The sequence below is a fragment of the Pseudomonas sp. FP453 genome (assembly GCF_030687495.1).
Taxonomy (GTDB): Bacteria; Pseudomonadota; Gammaproteobacteria; order Pseudomonadales; family Pseudomonadaceae; genus Aquipseudomonas.
The window spans coordinates 631,585-646,826 of the sequence record NZ_CP117435.1 but is presented as its reverse complement, the minus strand read 5'-3'; the positions used below and the strand labels follow the sequence as shown (position 1 = coordinate 646,826).

Annotated in this window: 13 protein-coding genes and 2 pseudogenes; 1 reads left to right on the top strand and 14 read right to left on the bottom strand. The window is 59.3% G+C overall.

Going from position 1 to position 15,242, the window contains the following annotated elements:
• Nucleotides 1–93: 93 nt before the first annotated feature.
• From PSH87_RS02805 to PSH87_RS02790, 4 genes are all read right to left on the bottom strand, one after another.
• The gene (locus PSH87_RS02805) at nt 94–600 is read right to left on the bottom strand and encodes a hypothetical protein (RefSeq protein ID WP_305432413.1); all 507 of its coding nucleotides are present in this window, start codon (nt 598–600) and stop codon (nt 94–96) included.
• A complete protein-coding gene (locus PSH87_RS02800) occupies nt 597–1,511 on the bottom strand; it encodes an NAD synthetase (protein WP_305432411.1) in 915 nt (304 codons plus the stop codon). Before PSH87_RS02800 ends, PSH87_RS02805 begins: the two co-directional genes overlap by 4 nt.
• Nucleotides 1,512–1,700: 189 nt before the next feature.
• Nucleotides 1,701–2,180: a hypothetical protein gene (locus PSH87_RS02795; RefSeq protein WP_305432409.1), complete on the bottom strand. Its 480-nt coding sequence runs from the start codon at nt 2,178–2,180 to the stop codon at nt 1,701–1,703.
• Nucleotides 2,177–3,091: an NAD synthetase gene (locus PSH87_RS02790; RefSeq protein ID WP_305432407.1), complete on the bottom strand. Its 915-nt coding sequence runs from the start codon at nt 3,089–3,091 to the stop codon at nt 2,177–2,179. Before PSH87_RS02790 ends, PSH87_RS02795 begins: the two co-directional genes overlap by 4 nt.
• A gap of 186 nt (nt 3,092–3,277) precedes the next feature.
• Here PSH87_RS02790 and PSH87_RS02785 point away from each other — a divergent pair, with 186 nt between their 5' ends.
• Entirely contained in the window at nt 3,278–3,766 is a 489-nt protein-coding gene (locus PSH87_RS02785; protein ID WP_305432406.1) for a type VI secretion system tube protein Hcp, read from the top strand.
• A gap of 15 nt (nt 3,767–3,781) precedes the next feature.
• On the opposite strand, the gene PSH87_RS02780 is transcribed toward PSH87_RS02785, so the two are convergent.
• The 10 genes and pseudogenes from PSH87_RS02780 to rnr all read right to left on the bottom strand — a co-directional run bounded on the left by PSH87_RS02780 (nt 3,782) and on the right by rnr (nt 15,181).
• Entirely contained in the window at nt 3,782–4,222 is a 441-nt protein-coding gene (locus PSH87_RS02780; protein WP_305432405.1) for a hypothetical protein, read from the bottom strand.
• Complete coding sequence (locus PSH87_RS02775) at nt 4,222–5,148, bottom strand: NAD synthetase (protein ID WP_305432404.1); 927 nt, start codon at nt 5,146–5,148, stop codon at nt 4,222–4,224. Before PSH87_RS02775 ends, PSH87_RS02780 begins: the two co-directional genes overlap by 1 nt.
• Nucleotides 5,149–5,360: 212 nt before the next feature.
• Nucleotides 5,361–7,666 (bottom strand): annotated as a pseudogene (locus PSH87_RS02770) (YgiQ family radical SAM protein).
• A 203-nt stretch (nt 7,667–7,869) separates the two neighbouring features.
• Nucleotides 7,870–9,265: pseudogene (dnaB, locus tag PSH87_RS02765) on the bottom strand (replicative DNA helicase).
• Nucleotides 9,266–9,375: 110 nt separating this feature from the next.
• Nucleotides 9,376–9,822: a 50S ribosomal protein L9 gene (rplI, locus tag PSH87_RS02760; protein ID WP_003171376.1), complete on the bottom strand. Its 447-nt coding sequence runs from the start codon at nt 9,820–9,822 to the stop codon at nt 9,376–9,378.
• 18 nt (nt 9,823–9,840) lie between these two features.
• Nucleotides 9,841–10,734 (bottom strand): hypothetical protein, encoded by an 894-nt coding sequence (locus PSH87_RS02755; RefSeq protein WP_305432403.1) that lies wholly within the window; start codon nt 10,732–10,734, stop codon nt 9,841–9,843.
• 36 nt (nt 10,735–10,770) lie between these two features.
• Entirely contained in the window at nt 10,771–11,001 is a 231-nt protein-coding gene (rpsR, locus tag PSH87_RS02750; protein ID WP_003171373.1) for a 30S ribosomal protein S18, read from the bottom strand.
• A gap of 29 nt (nt 11,002–11,030) precedes the next feature.
• On the bottom strand, nt 11,031–11,453 hold the full coding sequence (gene rpsF / locus PSH87_RS02745) for a 30S ribosomal protein S6 (RefSeq protein ID WP_003217491.1): 423 nt from the start codon (nt 11,451–11,453) through the stop codon (nt 11,031–11,033).
• A gap of 339 nt (nt 11,454–11,792) precedes the next feature.
• Complete coding sequence (gene rlmB / locus PSH87_RS02740; protein WP_017734971.1) at nt 11,793–12,548, bottom strand: 23S rRNA (guanosine(2251)-2'-O)-methyltransferase RlmB; 756 nt, start codon at nt 12,546–12,548, stop codon at nt 11,793–11,795.
• Entirely contained in the window at nt 12,545–15,181 is a 2,637-nt protein-coding gene (rnr, locus tag PSH87_RS02735; protein ID WP_305432402.1) for a ribonuclease R, read from the bottom strand. The genes rlmB and rnr overlap by 4 nt, the downstream gene beginning before the upstream one ends.
• Nucleotides 15,182–15,242: the final 61 nt, after the last annotated feature.

Below are 15,242 nucleotides of genomic sequence, written 5' to 3'. Positions count from 1 at the left end.
TGTCGTAGGACCCGGTGCAGTACAGCACCAAAACGGCGCCAACGTAGGTGCAATGGTGCAACAGTTGCACATATTTGTGGCGGGCGTAGGGGATTAGCGCGGTTTCTTTATTCTGATGATGGCGCGTTCGTGTTTGCGCCGTTTCTTGATGGCGTCCATTGCCTTGCCGCGCAGGCGGCGAAGTTCTACGCAGTTGGCACGCATTTCCCCGTGGCGTTTACTGCTGAGCAGTATTAAGCCGAGCAGCGGCCACACGACGCTTTCTACGTAAATGAATGGATGCGGTGAAAACCGAAAAGCCGGTAAAGCGAACATTAGGCAGGCGATGAAAAGACCATACATGCCCCAGACCCATTTTGGTCGCCCGTAGGCGATCATGAAATTGCAGAGGGTGATAAAGAGAGCCAACACGACACAGGCTTTCTCAGCAGCCGACGCCGATAAAGCCCATGGGGCTGTGCGCGGGTAGTAGTGTTCCAGCAGCGCCACGACAGCTGTCCCGCCTAAAATGCCCATAAAGATCGCACCTATAAAGACGGGAAAAAAACGCAAAAGAAAGGGGCGCATCGGTATAAGAAATCTCGCTCTGGAAAATTTCATTCCGAGATTTCCTCATGTAGCCCAACCGCGATAATCCGGATGTTCCCAGACCTCACACTGCCAGCAATACTCGATACAGCGCCAAGGGCATCAAGCATCTGAATCATGGTCCCACGCCTTACTTCAGAAGAAGTGAAACGTTTGGGCATCTCGCCAGTCATCTGCTTGAGCTTAAGCATTTTTCGGGATATTTCAGGATGGTTGATACCTATCAACTCCTTGGTGAGCTTCAATCGCTCCTGCCGATTCAACCCTTTAAGCACTTGGTGTGTACTTCTCCCCGTTGCCTTTTTGAGCGAATTGACCATTCGAATCGTAGACATTGCTGTGTTGCCAGCACCTAGTAATGAGGCGGCGTCTAGCCCAAGCGTGACGGCTTGATACCATTCGTTGCGGTCGAGTTCGTCATTAAGTGCTGGGTCTACAAGTTCATTTCGCGTTCGTCGCACACCAATAGCGCATTGGAGAGTGCTTGCCGAAGCGCCTACGACGCTAATCGCAGCAACTACACCTGTGGCTCCAAAAGTAAACGGGGTGAGCGCTGCGCCCCCCAGTATCACGAACCAGCTGATCACCGCAGAAGCACACGCAAACCCCGCATTCACTGCCTCAAACGTCACATCCGCCTCACGCGGCTCATTCGCCAACCGCCGCGCAAACTCCACCCGCCCGACATAACTCGGCGCCTCCCGCAAAATCACCTTCTTCGGCATAACGCTGCAAATCGGCTGAAACTCGCGCAACACAATCACCCGCAACTGCGCATCGAGATACACCACGCCAGCACCGACAATCGCCGGATCCGCATCGATGGCGGCAAACAACTTACGCAGATCGATACTGCTTTCCACCCACTGCCGCGTAGTCAAATGCGCACTGGGGAACCCGTCTTTCAACACACTGGAAGTCATCCCTTTACTCCGGCTTTTCACAAGAGCGCAGAGGGTAAAGACTGGGTATCGCTTAAAAATGTCAGAAGCTTCGCTTTATCCCGACAGGCACTTCCTGATCACGGTGTAGCGCCTTGTAGGCCATGCCCCGAGTGCCCCCCGCGCCACTACCGGCGGACACCAAAACAGGGAGCCGACAATGGGGGTGAATCACCTCGATTTCTTTATTCGGATTATTGCGCGCTCGTGTTTGCGCCGCTTCTCGATGGCCACCGTGACTTTGCGGCGCATATGGCGAAGCTCTACGGCCTTGGCGCGCATTTCTCGATGGCGTTTGCTATGGAGCAGTAGAAGGCCAAAGACCGGCCAAAACAAACTATTGGCGTAAACAAATGGATGTGGCGAAAACTGAAAAGCGGGCAAGGCAATCAGTAAACAGACAACGAACAGACCGTACATGCCCCAGGCCCACTTGGGTCGCCCATAGGCAATCATGAAATTGCAGTGCGTGATATAGCAGGCCAGCACCACAGCAGCAGCTTCAGCAGCCGAACTCGATAGGGAGGGTAAGTAATAGTTTTCAACCAGCACGACAGCGGCAGCACCACCGAAGAGACCCGAAAAAATCACCCCGATAAACACGGGGAAATTACGAACCAGAAAAGGGCGAAGTGGCACGAGAAATCTCATTGTGATGCCTCCTCGTAGAGTCCTACCGCAATAGTCCGCATGTTTCCGGAGCGCACACTGCCAGCGATGCTTGATATAGCGCCAAGGGCATCAACCACCTGCACGATGGTTCCACGCTTTATTTCGGCCACGGTGTAGCGCTTGGGTAGCTCTCCGGCCGCTTGTCTCAGCCTGATCATTTTCCGGCTGATTTCTGGATGGTTGATACTCAGCAACTCCCTGGTGAGCTTTGAGCGTTCCTGTCGGTTCAGCCCTTTGAGTACCTGATGCGTGTTTCTCCCCGTCGTCTTTTTGAGCATGCTGACAAATCGAACCGTCGACATCGCCGTGTTACCAGCACCTAATAACGAAACGGTATCCAATCCGGCCGTTACGGCCTGATACCACTGCTCACTATCCAGAGCATCATTCCGAGCAGGGTCAGTCATTTCGTTGTAAGTCCGACGAGCACCGATCACGCATTGAACTGAACTGGCTATCGCTGACGAATAACCAATTGCAGCAACCACACCCGTCGCCCCAAAGGTGAAAGGACTCAGCGCTGCGCCCCCCATTATCACGAACCAACTAATCACCGCCGAACCACACGCAAACCCCGCATTCACCGCCTCGAACGTCACATCCGCCTCTCGCGGCTCATTCACCAACCGCCGCGCAAACTCCACCCGCCCGACATAACTCGGCGCCTCCCGCAAAATCACCTTCTTCGGTACAACGCTGCAAATCGGCTGAAACTCCCGCAACACAATCACCCGCAACTGCGCATCGAGATACACCACGCCTGCGCCGACAATCGCCGGATCACCATCAATGGCGGCAAACAACTTACGCAGATCAATACTGCTTTCCACCCACTGCCGCGTCGTCAGATGCGCACTGGGGAACCCGTCTTTCAACACACTGGAAGTCATCCCTTTACTCCGGTTTTCACAAGAGCGCAGAGGGTAAAGACTGGGCATCGCCTAAAAATGTCAGAAGCTTCGCTTTATCCCGACAGGCACTTCCCGATCACGGTGTAGCACCTTGTAGGCCATGTCCCGAATAAGAAAAAGTACGCCCCGCGCCACTCCCGGCGGACACCAGTACAGGGAACGACAATGGCAACTGATATGTTTTTGAAGTTGGGCGACATCAAGGGCGAATCCAGGGATCAGGCCCATCGCGATGAAATCGAGATCAGCCGCTGGGGCTGGGGCATGTCGCAGACGGGCTCGATGCATAGCGGCAGCGGTGGTGGTGCGGGCAAGGTCACTATCGACAACCTGTCCATCTCGAAAGTGATGGATAAGTCCTCACCCAACCTGATGATGGCTTGCTCCACCGGCAAGCATTACCCGGAAGCGCGACTGGTGGTGCGCAAGGCCGGGGGCAGCAGCGCGGTGGAGTATCTGGTGATCACCTTGAAGGAGGTGATGGTGACGTCCTACCAGTCCGACGCGGTGAAAAACAGCGACGAACTGACAGAGGTCATCGGCTTGAATTTCGCCAGCGTCGAAGTCAGCTACCAGCCGCAGAAAGCGGACGGCGGCAAGGACGGCGGCGCGGTGAAATACGGCTGGAACATTCGTCAGAACGTGAAAATCTGACCACGCGGGCCAAGGCTACAACCCGGCCTTGGCTGCCTCTCGCAGTCGGCGCACGCCCACCAGTTTACCTACCATCGCCCGATAGCCCTTGCTGTTGATCAGCAACAACCCCAGCAACGGCCAGAACAGGCATTCACTGTAGATAAACCAGTGCGGCTCGTATGCCAGCGTCGGCAGCGTCACCAACAGGCACGCCACGAAAAAACCGACCATGCCCCACACCGCCCAGGCGTGCCCGCGCACCACCAGGAAGTTGCTGTTGGTCACGAACAGCGCGGCGACGAGCACCACGAACCAGGACACGGTGGCATTGGTGGCGACGGGCACGTCGGCAAAATACGTACTGGCCGCCAGGGAAATCGCAGCGGAGCCGCCCAGGCAGCCGGCGAGAATCACACCGATGAACGCAGGAAAATGCGCCAGCAAAAACGGTTTCAGGGACGGCACGCCACTCATTATTCGCCCTCCTCGTACAGGCCGATCGCAAAGGTCTTGGCTTGCTTGTAGTTGTCCGAGCGTTTCAGCCCCCAAACGCTGGCGCCCGCACCCATCGCATCGCCCAATTGCACATAGGTGGCGTGTTTGAGCTGCGTCGGGGTGAAGCGCTTGGGCAGCTCGCCGCTCATCTGCAGCAGCTTGCGCATCTTGGTCGACATTTGCGGGTCGGCGACTTTGAGCAGCTCTTTGGTGAGTTTTTCGCGCTCATGCCCGTTCAGGCCCTTGAGCACCTGGCGCAGGCTTTTGCCGGTGGCGGCGCGGGTGACATTGACCAGCTTGACGGTGGTCAGTGCCGAAGCGCCGACGCCCACCAGCGCGGCGCCATCGAGCACCTTGGTCGCGGTTTGGTACCACTCCTCGCTGTCCAGGTAGTCGTTCATCGCCGGGTTGCTGATTTCGTTGCGTGTGCGAAAGCCGCCCACCAGGCAGGACACGGTACTGGCAGATGCCGCGGTGTAGCCGATGGCTGTCACCACGGTGCTGGCGCCAGCGGTGAACGGGATGGCGATGGTGCCACTCAGCACTACCAGCCAGCCGATCACCGCGCCGGTGCAGGCCAGGGTGGTGTTGAAGGCCTCGCTCATCAGCCGCGATTCGCGCGGGTTGTTCAGCACCTGGTCGGCGAACTGGGCCGGGGCGATGTACTTCTGCGCCTCGCGGATAATGATGCGCTTGGGCAGGATGCTGCAGATGGGCTTGAATTCGCGCAGGGTGACGATGTTGAAGTCGGCGTCGATGTAGACCACGCCCGCGCCGACGATGGCGGGGTCGGCGTCGATGGCGGCGAACAGACGGGGCACGTTGATTTCGCTTTCGATGCGCTGGCGGGCCATGAACTGGGAGCGGTTGGAGTCCATGCCGATGTTGGCCAGGGGGTTGCCCATGGGGGTGTTCTTCCTTGAATCAGAGAGTGACTGGACTGGCGCTATCGCAGGCAAGCCAGCTCCCACAGTTGACTGTATTCACAATTCAAAATGTGGGAGCTGGCTTGCCTGCGATGGCGATCGAATGGCCGCCACCTTAACAAACAGGCTCGCCAGAAAATAGAAAGCAAAACGCCAGCACGAGGCTGGCGTTTGGCATATTCAGGCGTCGATCAACGCGGCACCACCGGCTTGCGCGCAGGCTTGCCGCCCTTGCCCTTGGCCGCATCGCTGCGTTCCTTGGCTGCCTGCTTGTTGCGCGCCTGGGCCGCGGCCTTGGCTTGCTCACGCTTGTCCCATGGGTTGCTGCCGTCGCTGCCGCGCGGCGGCAAACCGGTGTGCTGGGTGAGGATCCTGGTGGTGGTTTCCTTGGCGACCTTGTGGCTGCCAGCCGGCGTCGAGTTCTTGCGACGGGCGCTCTGGTAGCTGTCGGTGCTCGGCTGGTGCAGCGGGATGAGTTGGTCCTTGCCCGGCCCGATCAGGTCGGCGCGGCCCATGCGAGTCAAGGCTTCACGCAGGATCGGCCAGCCTTTCGGGTCGTGGTAGCGCAGGAACGCCTTGTGCAGACGGCGCTGGTCTTCGCTCTTGACGATGGTCACCGCGTCACTCTTGTAGGTGACCTTGCGCAGCGGGTTCTTGCCCGAGTGGTACATCGCGGTGGCGGTGGCCATCGGCGACGGGTAGAACGCCTGCACCTGGTCGGCGCGGAAGCCGTTGCCCTTGAGCCACAGGGCCAGGTTCATCATGTCTTCATCGGTGGTGCCCGGGTGGGCGGCGATGAAGTAAGGAATCAGGTACTGCTCCTTACCCGCTTCCTTGGTGTACTTCTCGAACATGCGCTTGAACTTGTCATAGCTGCCAATGCCCGGCTTCATCATCTGGTTGAGCGGACCTTCCTCGGTGTGTTCCGGGGCGATCTTGAGGTAGCCACCGACGTGGTGGGTGACCAGCTCCTTGACGTATTCCGGCGACTCGACGGCGAGGTCGTAGCGCAGGCCGGACGCGATCAGGATCTTCTTCACCCCCGGCAACGCACGGGCGCTGCGGTACAGCTGGATCAAGGAGGAGTGGTCGGTGTTCAGGTTCGGGCAGATGCCCGGGAACACGCACGACGGCTTGCGGCACGCGGATTCGATTTCCGGGCTCTTGCAGGCGATGCGGTACATGTTCGCGGTCGGGCCGCCGAGGTCGGAGATCACGCCGGTAAAGCCCGGGACCTTGTCGCGGATCTCTTCGATCTCGCGAATGATCGACTCTTCGGAACGGTTCTGGATGATGCGGCCTTCGTGCTCGGTGATGGAGCAGAAGGTGCAGCCACCAAAGCAGCCACGCATGATGTTCACCGAGAAACGGATCATGTCGTAGGCCGGGATCTTTTCCTTGCCGTACACCGGGTGCGGGATACGTGCGTAAGGCATGCCGAACACGTAGTCCATCTCTTCGGTGGTCATCGGGATCGGTGGCGGGTTGAACCACACGTCCACTTCACCGTGCTTCTGCACCAGGGGCGCGGGCGTTGCCTGGGTTGGTTTCCAGGTGCAACACGCGGTTGGCGTGGGCATAGAGCACGGCGTCGCCGCGGACCTTTTCCACCGATGGCAGGCGGATCACAGTCTTGTCGCGGGTCATGCGCGGGCTGGCCAGGATCTGTACGACCTTGGCTTCCTCAGGGTCATCCACCGGGCCTTTCTCTTGCTCGATGGCGCAGGCCTGGGTGTCCTGGGTGTTGACGTACGGGTTGATGATCTTGTCGACCTTGCCCGGACGGTCGATACGGGTTGGAGTCCACTTCGTACCAGCCTTCAGGCGTGTCACGGCGAATGAACGCGGTGCCGCGCACGTCGGTGATGTCTTCGATCTTGTGGCCCCACGACAGGCGCTGGGCCACTTCGACAATCGCGCGCTCGGCGTTGCCGTACAACAGGATGTCGGCGGCGGCGTCGATCAGGATCGAGTTGCGCACGCGGTCCTGCCAGTAGTCGTAGTGGGCGATGCGGCGCAAGGAGGCTTCGATGCCGCCGAGTACGATCGGCACGTTCTTGTAGGCTTCCTTGCAACGCTGGCTGTACACCAGGCTCGCGCGGTCCGGGCGTTTGCCGGCCATGCCGCCAGGGGTGTAGGCGTCGTCGGAACGGATTTTCTTGTCGGCGGTGTAGCGGTTGATCATCGAGTCCATGTTGCCGGCCGCGACGCCGAAGAACAGGTTCGGCTCGCCGAGCTTCATGAAGTCGTCTTTGGACTGCCAGTTTGGCTGGGCAATGATCCCGACGCGGAAGCCCTGGGACTCCAGCAGCCGGCCGATGATCGCCATGCCGAACGACGGATGGTCAACGTAGGCATCACCGGTGACGATGATGATGTCGCAGGAATCCCAGCCAAGCTGATCCATCTCCTCCCTGCTCATCGGCAGGAATGGCGCAGGACCGAAACATTCGGCCCAGTACTTGGGATAGTCAAATAACGGCTTGGCTGTTTGCATGACGGTGACCGGTGTTGAGATGGAAAATCGCGGGCGCGGAATATAGCACAAATTTTGACCAATTCCGACGGTAATGGTCGGAATTGTGGTGACGCCATCGCAGGCAAGCCAGCTCCCACAGGTGACCGCATTCCTACAGGATAAACGCGATCACCTGTGGGAGCCGGCCTGCCTGCGATGAGGCCCTTACAGGCGCAGGAGCACTACTCGTCGTCGAAGTTGTAACTGCCCGGCGCGAGATTTTCGAAGCGGGTGTATTTGCCGATAAACGCCAGACGTGCGGTACCGATCGGGCCGTTCCGCTGCTTGCCGATGATGATTTCGGCGATGCCTTTATGCTCGGTCTCGGGGTGATACACCTCGTCGCGGTAGACGAACATGATCAGCGTCAGCATCCTGCTCGATCGCTCCGGATTCCCGAAGGTCGGAGTTGATCGGGCGTTTGTTCGGGCGCTGCTCCAGGGAACGGTTGAGCTGGGACAGCGCCACCACCGGGCAGTTGAACTCTTTGGCCAGGGCTTTCAACGAGCGGGAAATCTCGGAAATCTCGTTGGTGCGGTTGTCACCGCCGGAACCGGGGATCTGCATCAATTGCAGGTAGTCGATCATGATCAGGCCGACGTCACCGTGTTCACGCACCAGGCGGCGGGTACGCGCGCGCATTTCCGAGGGGCTGATACCAGCGGTGTCATCGATGAACAACTTGCGATCATTGAGCAGGTTGACCGCCGACGTCAGGCGCGGCCAATCGTCGTCTTCCAGGCGACCGGCACGTACCTTGGTCTGGTCGATACGACCAAGGGACGAGAGCATCCGCATGATCAGCGATTCACCTGGCATCTCGAGGGAGTAGACCAGTACGGCTTTTTCGCTGCGCAGAACGGCGTTTTCCACCAGGTTCATGGCGAAGGTGGTTTTACCCATGGACGGACGGCCGGCGACGATGATCAAGTCGGCCGGTTGCAGGCCGCTGGTCATGCCATCGAGGTCGGTGTAGCCAGTGGACAAGCCGGTGATGGCGTTGTCGGTGTTGAACAATGTATCGATACGATCGATGGCCTTGGTCAACAGCTCGTTGACGCCCACCGGGCCGCCGGTTTTCGGCCGTGCTTCGGCGATCTGGAAGATCTGCCGCTCGGCTTCGTCGAGAATCTCTTCGGCCGTACGGCCTTCGGGGTTGAAGGCGCTGTCGGCGATTTCAGTGGCGATGCCGATCAGTTGGCGCAAGGTCGCCCGCGCGCGGACGATCTGCGCATAGGCCTTGATGTTGGCGACCGACGGGGTGTTTTTTGCCAGCTCACCCAGGTAGCCGAGGCCGCCCACTTGCGAGGTCTGACCTTCCTTGTCCAATTGCTCGGCAAGGGTCACGACGTCGATAGGTGAGTTCAGGTCGGCCAGCTTGGCGATGGCGCGGAAGATCAGGCGGTGGTCATGTCGATAGAAGTCGCCGTCCGAGACTTGATCCAGCACGCGTTCCCAGGCGTTGTTGTCCAGCATCAAGCCACCGAGCACGGCCTGTTCGGCCTCGATGGAATGCGGCGGCACCTTCAGGGCAGCGGTTTGCAGATCGTATTGCTCGGGAGCTGAAATATCGTTCATGGCCACTTGGAATTTGGGGTGTGTAGAAAAACAAAAGGCACGACCTGTAAACAGGATCGTGCCCGATGTTAACTGCCTGGCACGCGAGGTGCCAGTCAGTTAGGTGCTGCTTAAGCTGCTACCACGACAACGCGTACGGTGGCTTCAACTTCGGCGTGCAGGTGCACGGCTACGTCGAATTCGCCTACGTTGCGGATGGTGCCGTTCGGCAGACGAACTTCGCTCTTCTGCACTTCAACGCCGGAGGCGGTCAGTGCATCAGCGATGTCGTGGGTGCCGATCGAACCGAACAGCTTGCCTTCGTCACCGGCGGTGGCAGTGATAGTCACTTCCAGCTCAGCCAGTTGGGCAGCGCGAGTTTCGGCCGAAGCTTTTTTGTCTGCTGCTGCTTTTTCCAGCTCAGCACGACGCTCTTCAAACGCAGCCAGGTTGGCAGCGGTTGCAGCGGTGGCTTTGCCGTATGGCAGCAGGTAGTTACGACCGTAGCCGGCCTTAACGTTCACTTTGTCGCCCAGGTTGCCCAGGTTGGCGACTTTTTCCAGAAGGATCAGTTGCATGTGAAAATCCTCTAACTTTTAACCTTCACCGTTCGCGTTATCGGCGTCTTTCGACGCCAGACGATCGCGAAAATCAATCAGGCCGTCGATAATGGCCAAGACCACGAGTAACGGATAGATCAGCTGCATGAACAGCAACAGCGTGACGTACAACCCCACCAGCCAAAACTTGGCCAGGCGCTTTCGCGCAACCAGCCCATGAATCAAGGCCAGCCCGGCAAACACCAGCGGTACGCTGCAAATCGGCGCCAGCAAGGCCATCTGTGGACCGAAGTTCGGCCCGACAACCATGCACGCCAGCAGCAACATCGCCGGCCCCGCAGGGATTCTGATACTGCGAAATTCGCGACCAAAACCACCCGGGTTGTACAACAACGCCTGCCAATAACGCCCAACAATCAGGCTCAGCACGCTGACGACCTGCAACAATGCCGCAATCAGGCCGGTCAGGACCGGGGCAATCAGTGACGCAAACCGCGCTCGCTCATCTACCGACAATTGCTGGTAGAGATCCCCGAGGGCCATCGGCAGGATCTTGACGATCTCTTGCGACAACCCTTCGATTTGCGGGCGGAAAGCCGCGCCAAGCATCACTGAGTACACCAACCCCAATGCCACGCTGACCAGCAGCGTGCGGACCCAGGACTCACTTGCGCGTAAAACCAACGCAAGGCTCGATGACCCCAGCAGTACCAGAAGTACCCGTGGATCACCCAATTGCAGCCACCAGATCAAGGCCGGCAACAATCCCAGGGCAAGGACGCCAATGGCATCCTTCAAACCGCGCCGCAGCAGCACAAGGCAACCCGCGGCAGCACCCAACCAATAAAGCAACGGCAATGCCGCACATCCAGCCACTACCAGAGTGGCCTGCACACGACCGCGCATGATGAACTCAGCTAAGGCGCGCATGCATTCAATCCCTTACTACTTATCGACTGCCCGGTCTCAGCGGCCGTGGCTGTCGGTGTAGGCCAGCAGGGCCAGGAAGCGGGCGCGCTTGATAGCGGTGGCCAGCTGACGCTGATAACGAGCTTTGGTACCGGTGATACGGCTTGGAACGATTTTGCCGGTCTCGGATACGTAGGCTTTCAGAGTGTTGAGATCTTTGTAATCGATCTCCTTCACTTCTTCAGCGGTGAAGCGGCAGAATTTACGACGACGGAAGAAACGTGCCATTTGATAGGCTCCTTAATAAGGTCCGTGGATTACTCGTCAGCGTTGTCGCTGTTGTCGCTGTCATCACTATCAGCGCTTTCAGCGCCTTCGTGCTCAGGACGGTCGCGACGCTCACGGCGCTCACTGCGGTTTTCTTCAGCCTTGAGCATCTCGGATTGGCCGGTAACGGCTTCTTCGCGACGGATGACCAGGTTACGGATCACTGCATCGTTGTAGCGGAAGTTGTCTTCCAGCTCGGCCAGGGCCTTGCCAGTGCACTCAACGTTCAGCATCACGTAGTGAGCCTTGTGAACATTGTTGATTGCGTAGGCCAGTTGACGACGGCCCCAATCTTCCAGACGGTGGATTTTGCCGCCGTCTTCTTCGATCAGCTTGGTGTAACGCTCAACCATGCCGCCGACTTGCTCGCTTTGATCCGGGTGGACCAAAAAGATGATTTCGTAATGACGCATGAATGCTCCTTACGGGTTGTAGCCTGCCGCTCAAAAACGGTCAGACAAGGAGTGAATGACACTTATGGATCTTGCCGAAGGGGGACACATCGGTGCCCGCCAGGAAGGCAAGGGGCGCAATTGTAGAGAAGGGGGAGGAAGCGTGCAAGGTGATTGGTGATTATTTGAACAATCTTCCCAACACCCAGAAACAACTGTGGGAGCTGGACTTCTGTGGGAGCTGGCTTGCCTGCGATGCAGACACCTCGGTGCATCAGTCATACCGAGGGGATGCGATCGCAGGCAAGCCAGCTCCCACACAAGCCCTGCGCCCACAGGATCTTGCGTGACGCTTGAGCCTTATTTCTTGCTCTTGGCCTTGGCGCCACGCTGGCGCTGCGCTTCGAACAGGCACACGCCGGTGGCAACCGACACGTTCAAGCTGCTGACGCTACCGGCCATCGGCAGGTGCACCAGGTAGTCGCAATGCTCACGGGTCAGGCGACGCATGCCCTTGCCTTCCGCGCCCATGATCAAAATGGTCGGGCCAGTGAGGTCCTGGTCGTAAATGCTGACCTCCGCCTCCCCCGCCGTGCCCACGACCCACAGGCCACGCTGCTGGAGTTTCTCCAGGGTGCGCGCCAGGTTGGTCACGGCCACCAGCGGAATCACTTCCGCCGCGCCGCAGGCAACCTTGCGCACGACTGGCGTCAAGGTGGCCGACTTGTCCTTGGGCACGATCACTGCCAGCGCGCCGGCAGCATCTGCCGAACGCAGGCAGGCGCCGAGGTTGTGCGGGTCGGTCACGCCGTCCAGAACCAGCAGCAACGGTGCGCCCTCGGTGCGATCAAGCAGCTCGTCGAGCATCGCTTCGCCCCAGACCTGGCTCGGGCTTACGTCCGCGACCACGCCTTGGTGAACGCCTTCGACCCAGACGTCCATTTCACGGCGTTCGGCCTGGCCGATGGCGACCTTGTTTTGCGTGGCCAGCTCAACCAGCGCTTGTACACGCGGCTCGCTGCGACCTTCCGCCAGCCAAACCTGCTTGACGCGTTTCGGGTGGTGACGCAGCAGTGCTTCTACGGCGTGGACGCCGTAGATTTTTTCCAGACTCATGACTTGGCCTTAGGTTTGCGCGACCCGCCGCTTTTGGCAGGGGCCGAACCCGCTTTAGGCGGGCCTTTACGGTGTTTACTCGGTTTGCTCGACGGCTTTTCCGCCCCGTGGGACTTTCCCCCAGACGCCGCTTTACCACCGCTTTTGGCTTCGTTGAGCAACTGCTGCTTCAACTCGCGGCTCTTGCGCAGCTCGGCGTTTTTCGCCGCGGCGTCGCTGGGGCGGTAGGCTTCGGGAGCCTTTTCCTTGGTAGACGAACGACGACCAGCCTTGGCGACTGGCTCAGGCTCAGCTGCTTTCGCAGGTGCGCCCTTGCCTTTGCTGGCAGGTGCGGTCGGCGTGCTGCCACGATTTTTTTTGCGGCTACCCGGCGACTCGGCTGGTTTATCAGACATGCCGAAGTCGATCTTGCGCTCGTCGAGGTCGACGCGCATGACCTGCACTTCCACGGTGTCGCCCAGACGGAAGCTGCGACCGGTACGCTCGCCCGCCAGGCGGTGATGCACAGGGTCGAAGTGGTAGTAATCGCCCGGCAAGGCCGTGACGTGCACCAGGCCTTCGACGTAGATGTCGGTCAGCTCGACGAACAGACCAAAACCGGTCACGGCCGTGATCACACCCGGGAACGTCTCGCCCACGCGATCCTTCATGAACTCGCACTTGAGCCAGTTCACTACGTCGCGGGTGGCTTCGTCGGCACGGCGCTCGCTCATGGAGCACTGCTCGCCCAGTTGTTCCAGGGCCGCTTCGTCGTACGGATAGATCCGCGCCTTCGGAATGGTCATGGCACCGGCGCGCTTGACGTGCGGGGTGTTCTGCTTGGAATGGATCACGCTGCGGATCGCGCGGTGCGTGAGCAAATCCGGGTAGCGACGGATCGGCGACGTGAAGTGGGTGTACGCCTCGTAATTCAAGCCGAAGTGGCCCTGGTTATCGGCGCTGTACACCGCCTGGCTCAGGGAGCGCAGCATCACGGTCTGGATCACGTGGTAATCCGGGCGATCCTTGATGCTGGCCAGCAAGGCCTGGTAGTCCTTCGGCGACGGGCCGTCCTTGCCTTTGTGCAGGGACAGGCCGAGCTCGCCGAGGAACGCGCGCAGTTTTTCCAGGCGCTCCGGCGGCGGACCATCGTGCACCCGGTACAACGCAGGAATCTCGTGCTTCTTCAGGAACTCGGCAGTGGCCACGTTGGCCGCCAGCATGCATTCCTCGATCAGCTTGTGTGCATCGTTACGCGTGGTCGGGGTGATTGCGGCGATCTTGCGCTCGGAACCGAAGACAATCCGGGTTTCCTGGGTTTCAAAATCGATCGCGCCACGAGTATGACGGGCGCCCAGCAACACCTTGTACAGCGAGTAAAGCTGCTTGAGGTGCGGCACCACGCCAGCGTATTCGGTACGCAGGGCCTTGGCTTCGCTGGTCTTCGGCGTTTCCAGGATGGTGCTGACCTTGTTGTAGGTCAGGCGCGCCTGGGAGTGGATCACCGCTTCATAGAACTGGTAGTCGGTCATTTCGCCGGTTTTCGAGATGGTCATCTCGCACACCATGGCCAAACGGTCGACTTTCGGGTTCAGGGAGCACAGGCCGTTGGACAGCTGCTCAGGCAGCATCGGGATCACACGCTCAGGGAAGTACACCGAGTTGCCGCGCACCTGGGCTTCGTTGTCCAGGGCCGAACCGATCTTCACGTAGCTGGACACGTCGGCAATCGCGACGAACAGCTTCCAGCCGCCGGAGAACAGGCGCAGCTTGCCCGGTTTGGCTTCGCAGTAGACCGCATCGTCGAAGTCGCGGGCATCTTCGCCGTCAATGGTGACGAACGGCAGATGGCGCAGGTCGATGCGTTTTTCTTTGTCTTTCTCTTCCACTTCCGGCTTGAGCTTGGCGGCTTCTTTGAGAACAGCCTCAGGCCAGACGTGAGGAATATCGTAAGTGCGCAGCGCAACGTCGATTTCCATGCCCGGCGCCATGTAGTTGCCGACCACTTCGACGATATCGCCCTGTGGCTGGAACCGTGCGGTTGGCCAGTGGGTGATCTTCACCTCGACAAACTGGCCGACCTTGGCAGCGCCATTGCGGCCCGGGGTGATCAGCACTTCCTGCTGGACCTTCGGGTTATCCGGCACGACAAAGCCGATGCCGCCTTCTTCGAAGTAGCGGCCGACGATGGACTCGTGGGCACGGGACACCACTTCGACGATCACACCTTCACGGCGACCACGACGGTCGAGGCCGGACACGCGCGCCAGGGCACGGTCGCCATCGAACACCAGGCGCATTTGCGCCGGGCTCATGAACAGGTCGTCGCTGCCGTCGTCCGGGATCAGGAAGCCAAAGCCGTCACGGTGGCCGGCGATGCGGCCCAGGATCAGGTCGAGCTTGTCCACAGGCGCATAGGTGCCACGGCGGGTGTAGATCAGTTGTGCGTCGCGCTCCATGGCACGCAGGCGGCGGCGCAGGGCTTCGAGCTGGTCTTCGGTGGTCAGACCGAATTCTTCGACCAACTGCTCGCGGCTAGCAGGCGAACCACGATCGGCGAGGTGCGCCAGGATCAGTTCACGGCTAGGAATAGGGTTTTCATATTTTTCCGCTTCACGAGCGGCCTCGGGATCGAGGGACTGCCAATCGGCCATTAGAGAGTTTTCACCTTGTCTATATACGGGTTAGTTTGGCATACGCGTATTGAAACGGGAA

Bases quoted from the DNA above. Each gene is read 5' to 3' on its own strand.
- PSH87_RS02755 (WP_305432403.1), bottom strand. From the start codon at position 10,734: ATGCGCGCCTTAGCTGAGTTCATCATGCGCGGTCGTGTGCAGGCCACT.
- PSH87_RS02795 (WP_305432409.1), bottom strand. From the start codon at position 2,180: ATGAGATTTCTCGTGCCACTTCGCCCTTTTCTGGTTCGTAATTTCCCC.
- PSH87_RS02775 (WP_305432404.1), bottom strand. From the start codon at position 5,148: ATGGGCAACCCCCTGGCCAACATCGGCATGGACTCCAACCGCTCCCAG.
- rpsF (WP_003217491.1), bottom strand. From the start codon at position 11,453: ATGCGTCATTACGAAATCATCTTTTTGGTCCACCCGGATCAAAGCGAG.
- PSH87_RS02805 (WP_305432413.1), bottom strand. From the start codon at position 600: ATGAAATTTTCCAGAGCGAGATTTCTTATACCGATGCGCCCCTTTCTT.
- PSH87_RS02780 (WP_305432405.1), bottom strand. From the start codon at position 4,222: ATGAGTGGCGTGCCGTCCCTGAAACCGTTTTTGCTGGCGCATTTTCCT.
- rplI (WP_003171376.1), bottom strand. From the start codon at position 9,822: ATGCAACTGATCCTTCTGGAAAAAGTCGCCAACCTGGGCAACCTGGGC.
- PSH87_RS02800 (WP_305432411.1), bottom strand. From the start codon at position 1,511: ATGACTTCCAGTGTGTTGAAAGACGGGTTCCCCAGTGCGCATTTGACT.
- rnr (WP_305432402.1), bottom strand. From the start codon at position 15,181: ATGGCCGATTGGCAGTCCCTCGATCCCGAGGCCGCTCGTGAAGCGGAA.
- rlmB (WP_017734971.1), bottom strand. From the start codon at position 12,548: ATGAGTCTGGAAAAAATCTACGGCGTCCACGCCGTAGAAGCACTGCTG.
- rpsR (WP_003171373.1), bottom strand. From the start codon at position 11,001: ATGGCACGTTTCTTCCGTCGTCGTAAATTCTGCCGCTTCACCGCTGAA.
- PSH87_RS02790 (WP_305432407.1), bottom strand. From the start codon at position 3,091: ATGACTTCCAGTGTGTTGAAAGACGGGTTCCCCAGTGCGCATCTGACG.
- PSH87_RS02785 (WP_305432406.1), top strand. From the start codon at position 3,278: ATGGCAACTGATATGTTTTTGAAGTTGGGCGACATCAAGGGCGAATCC.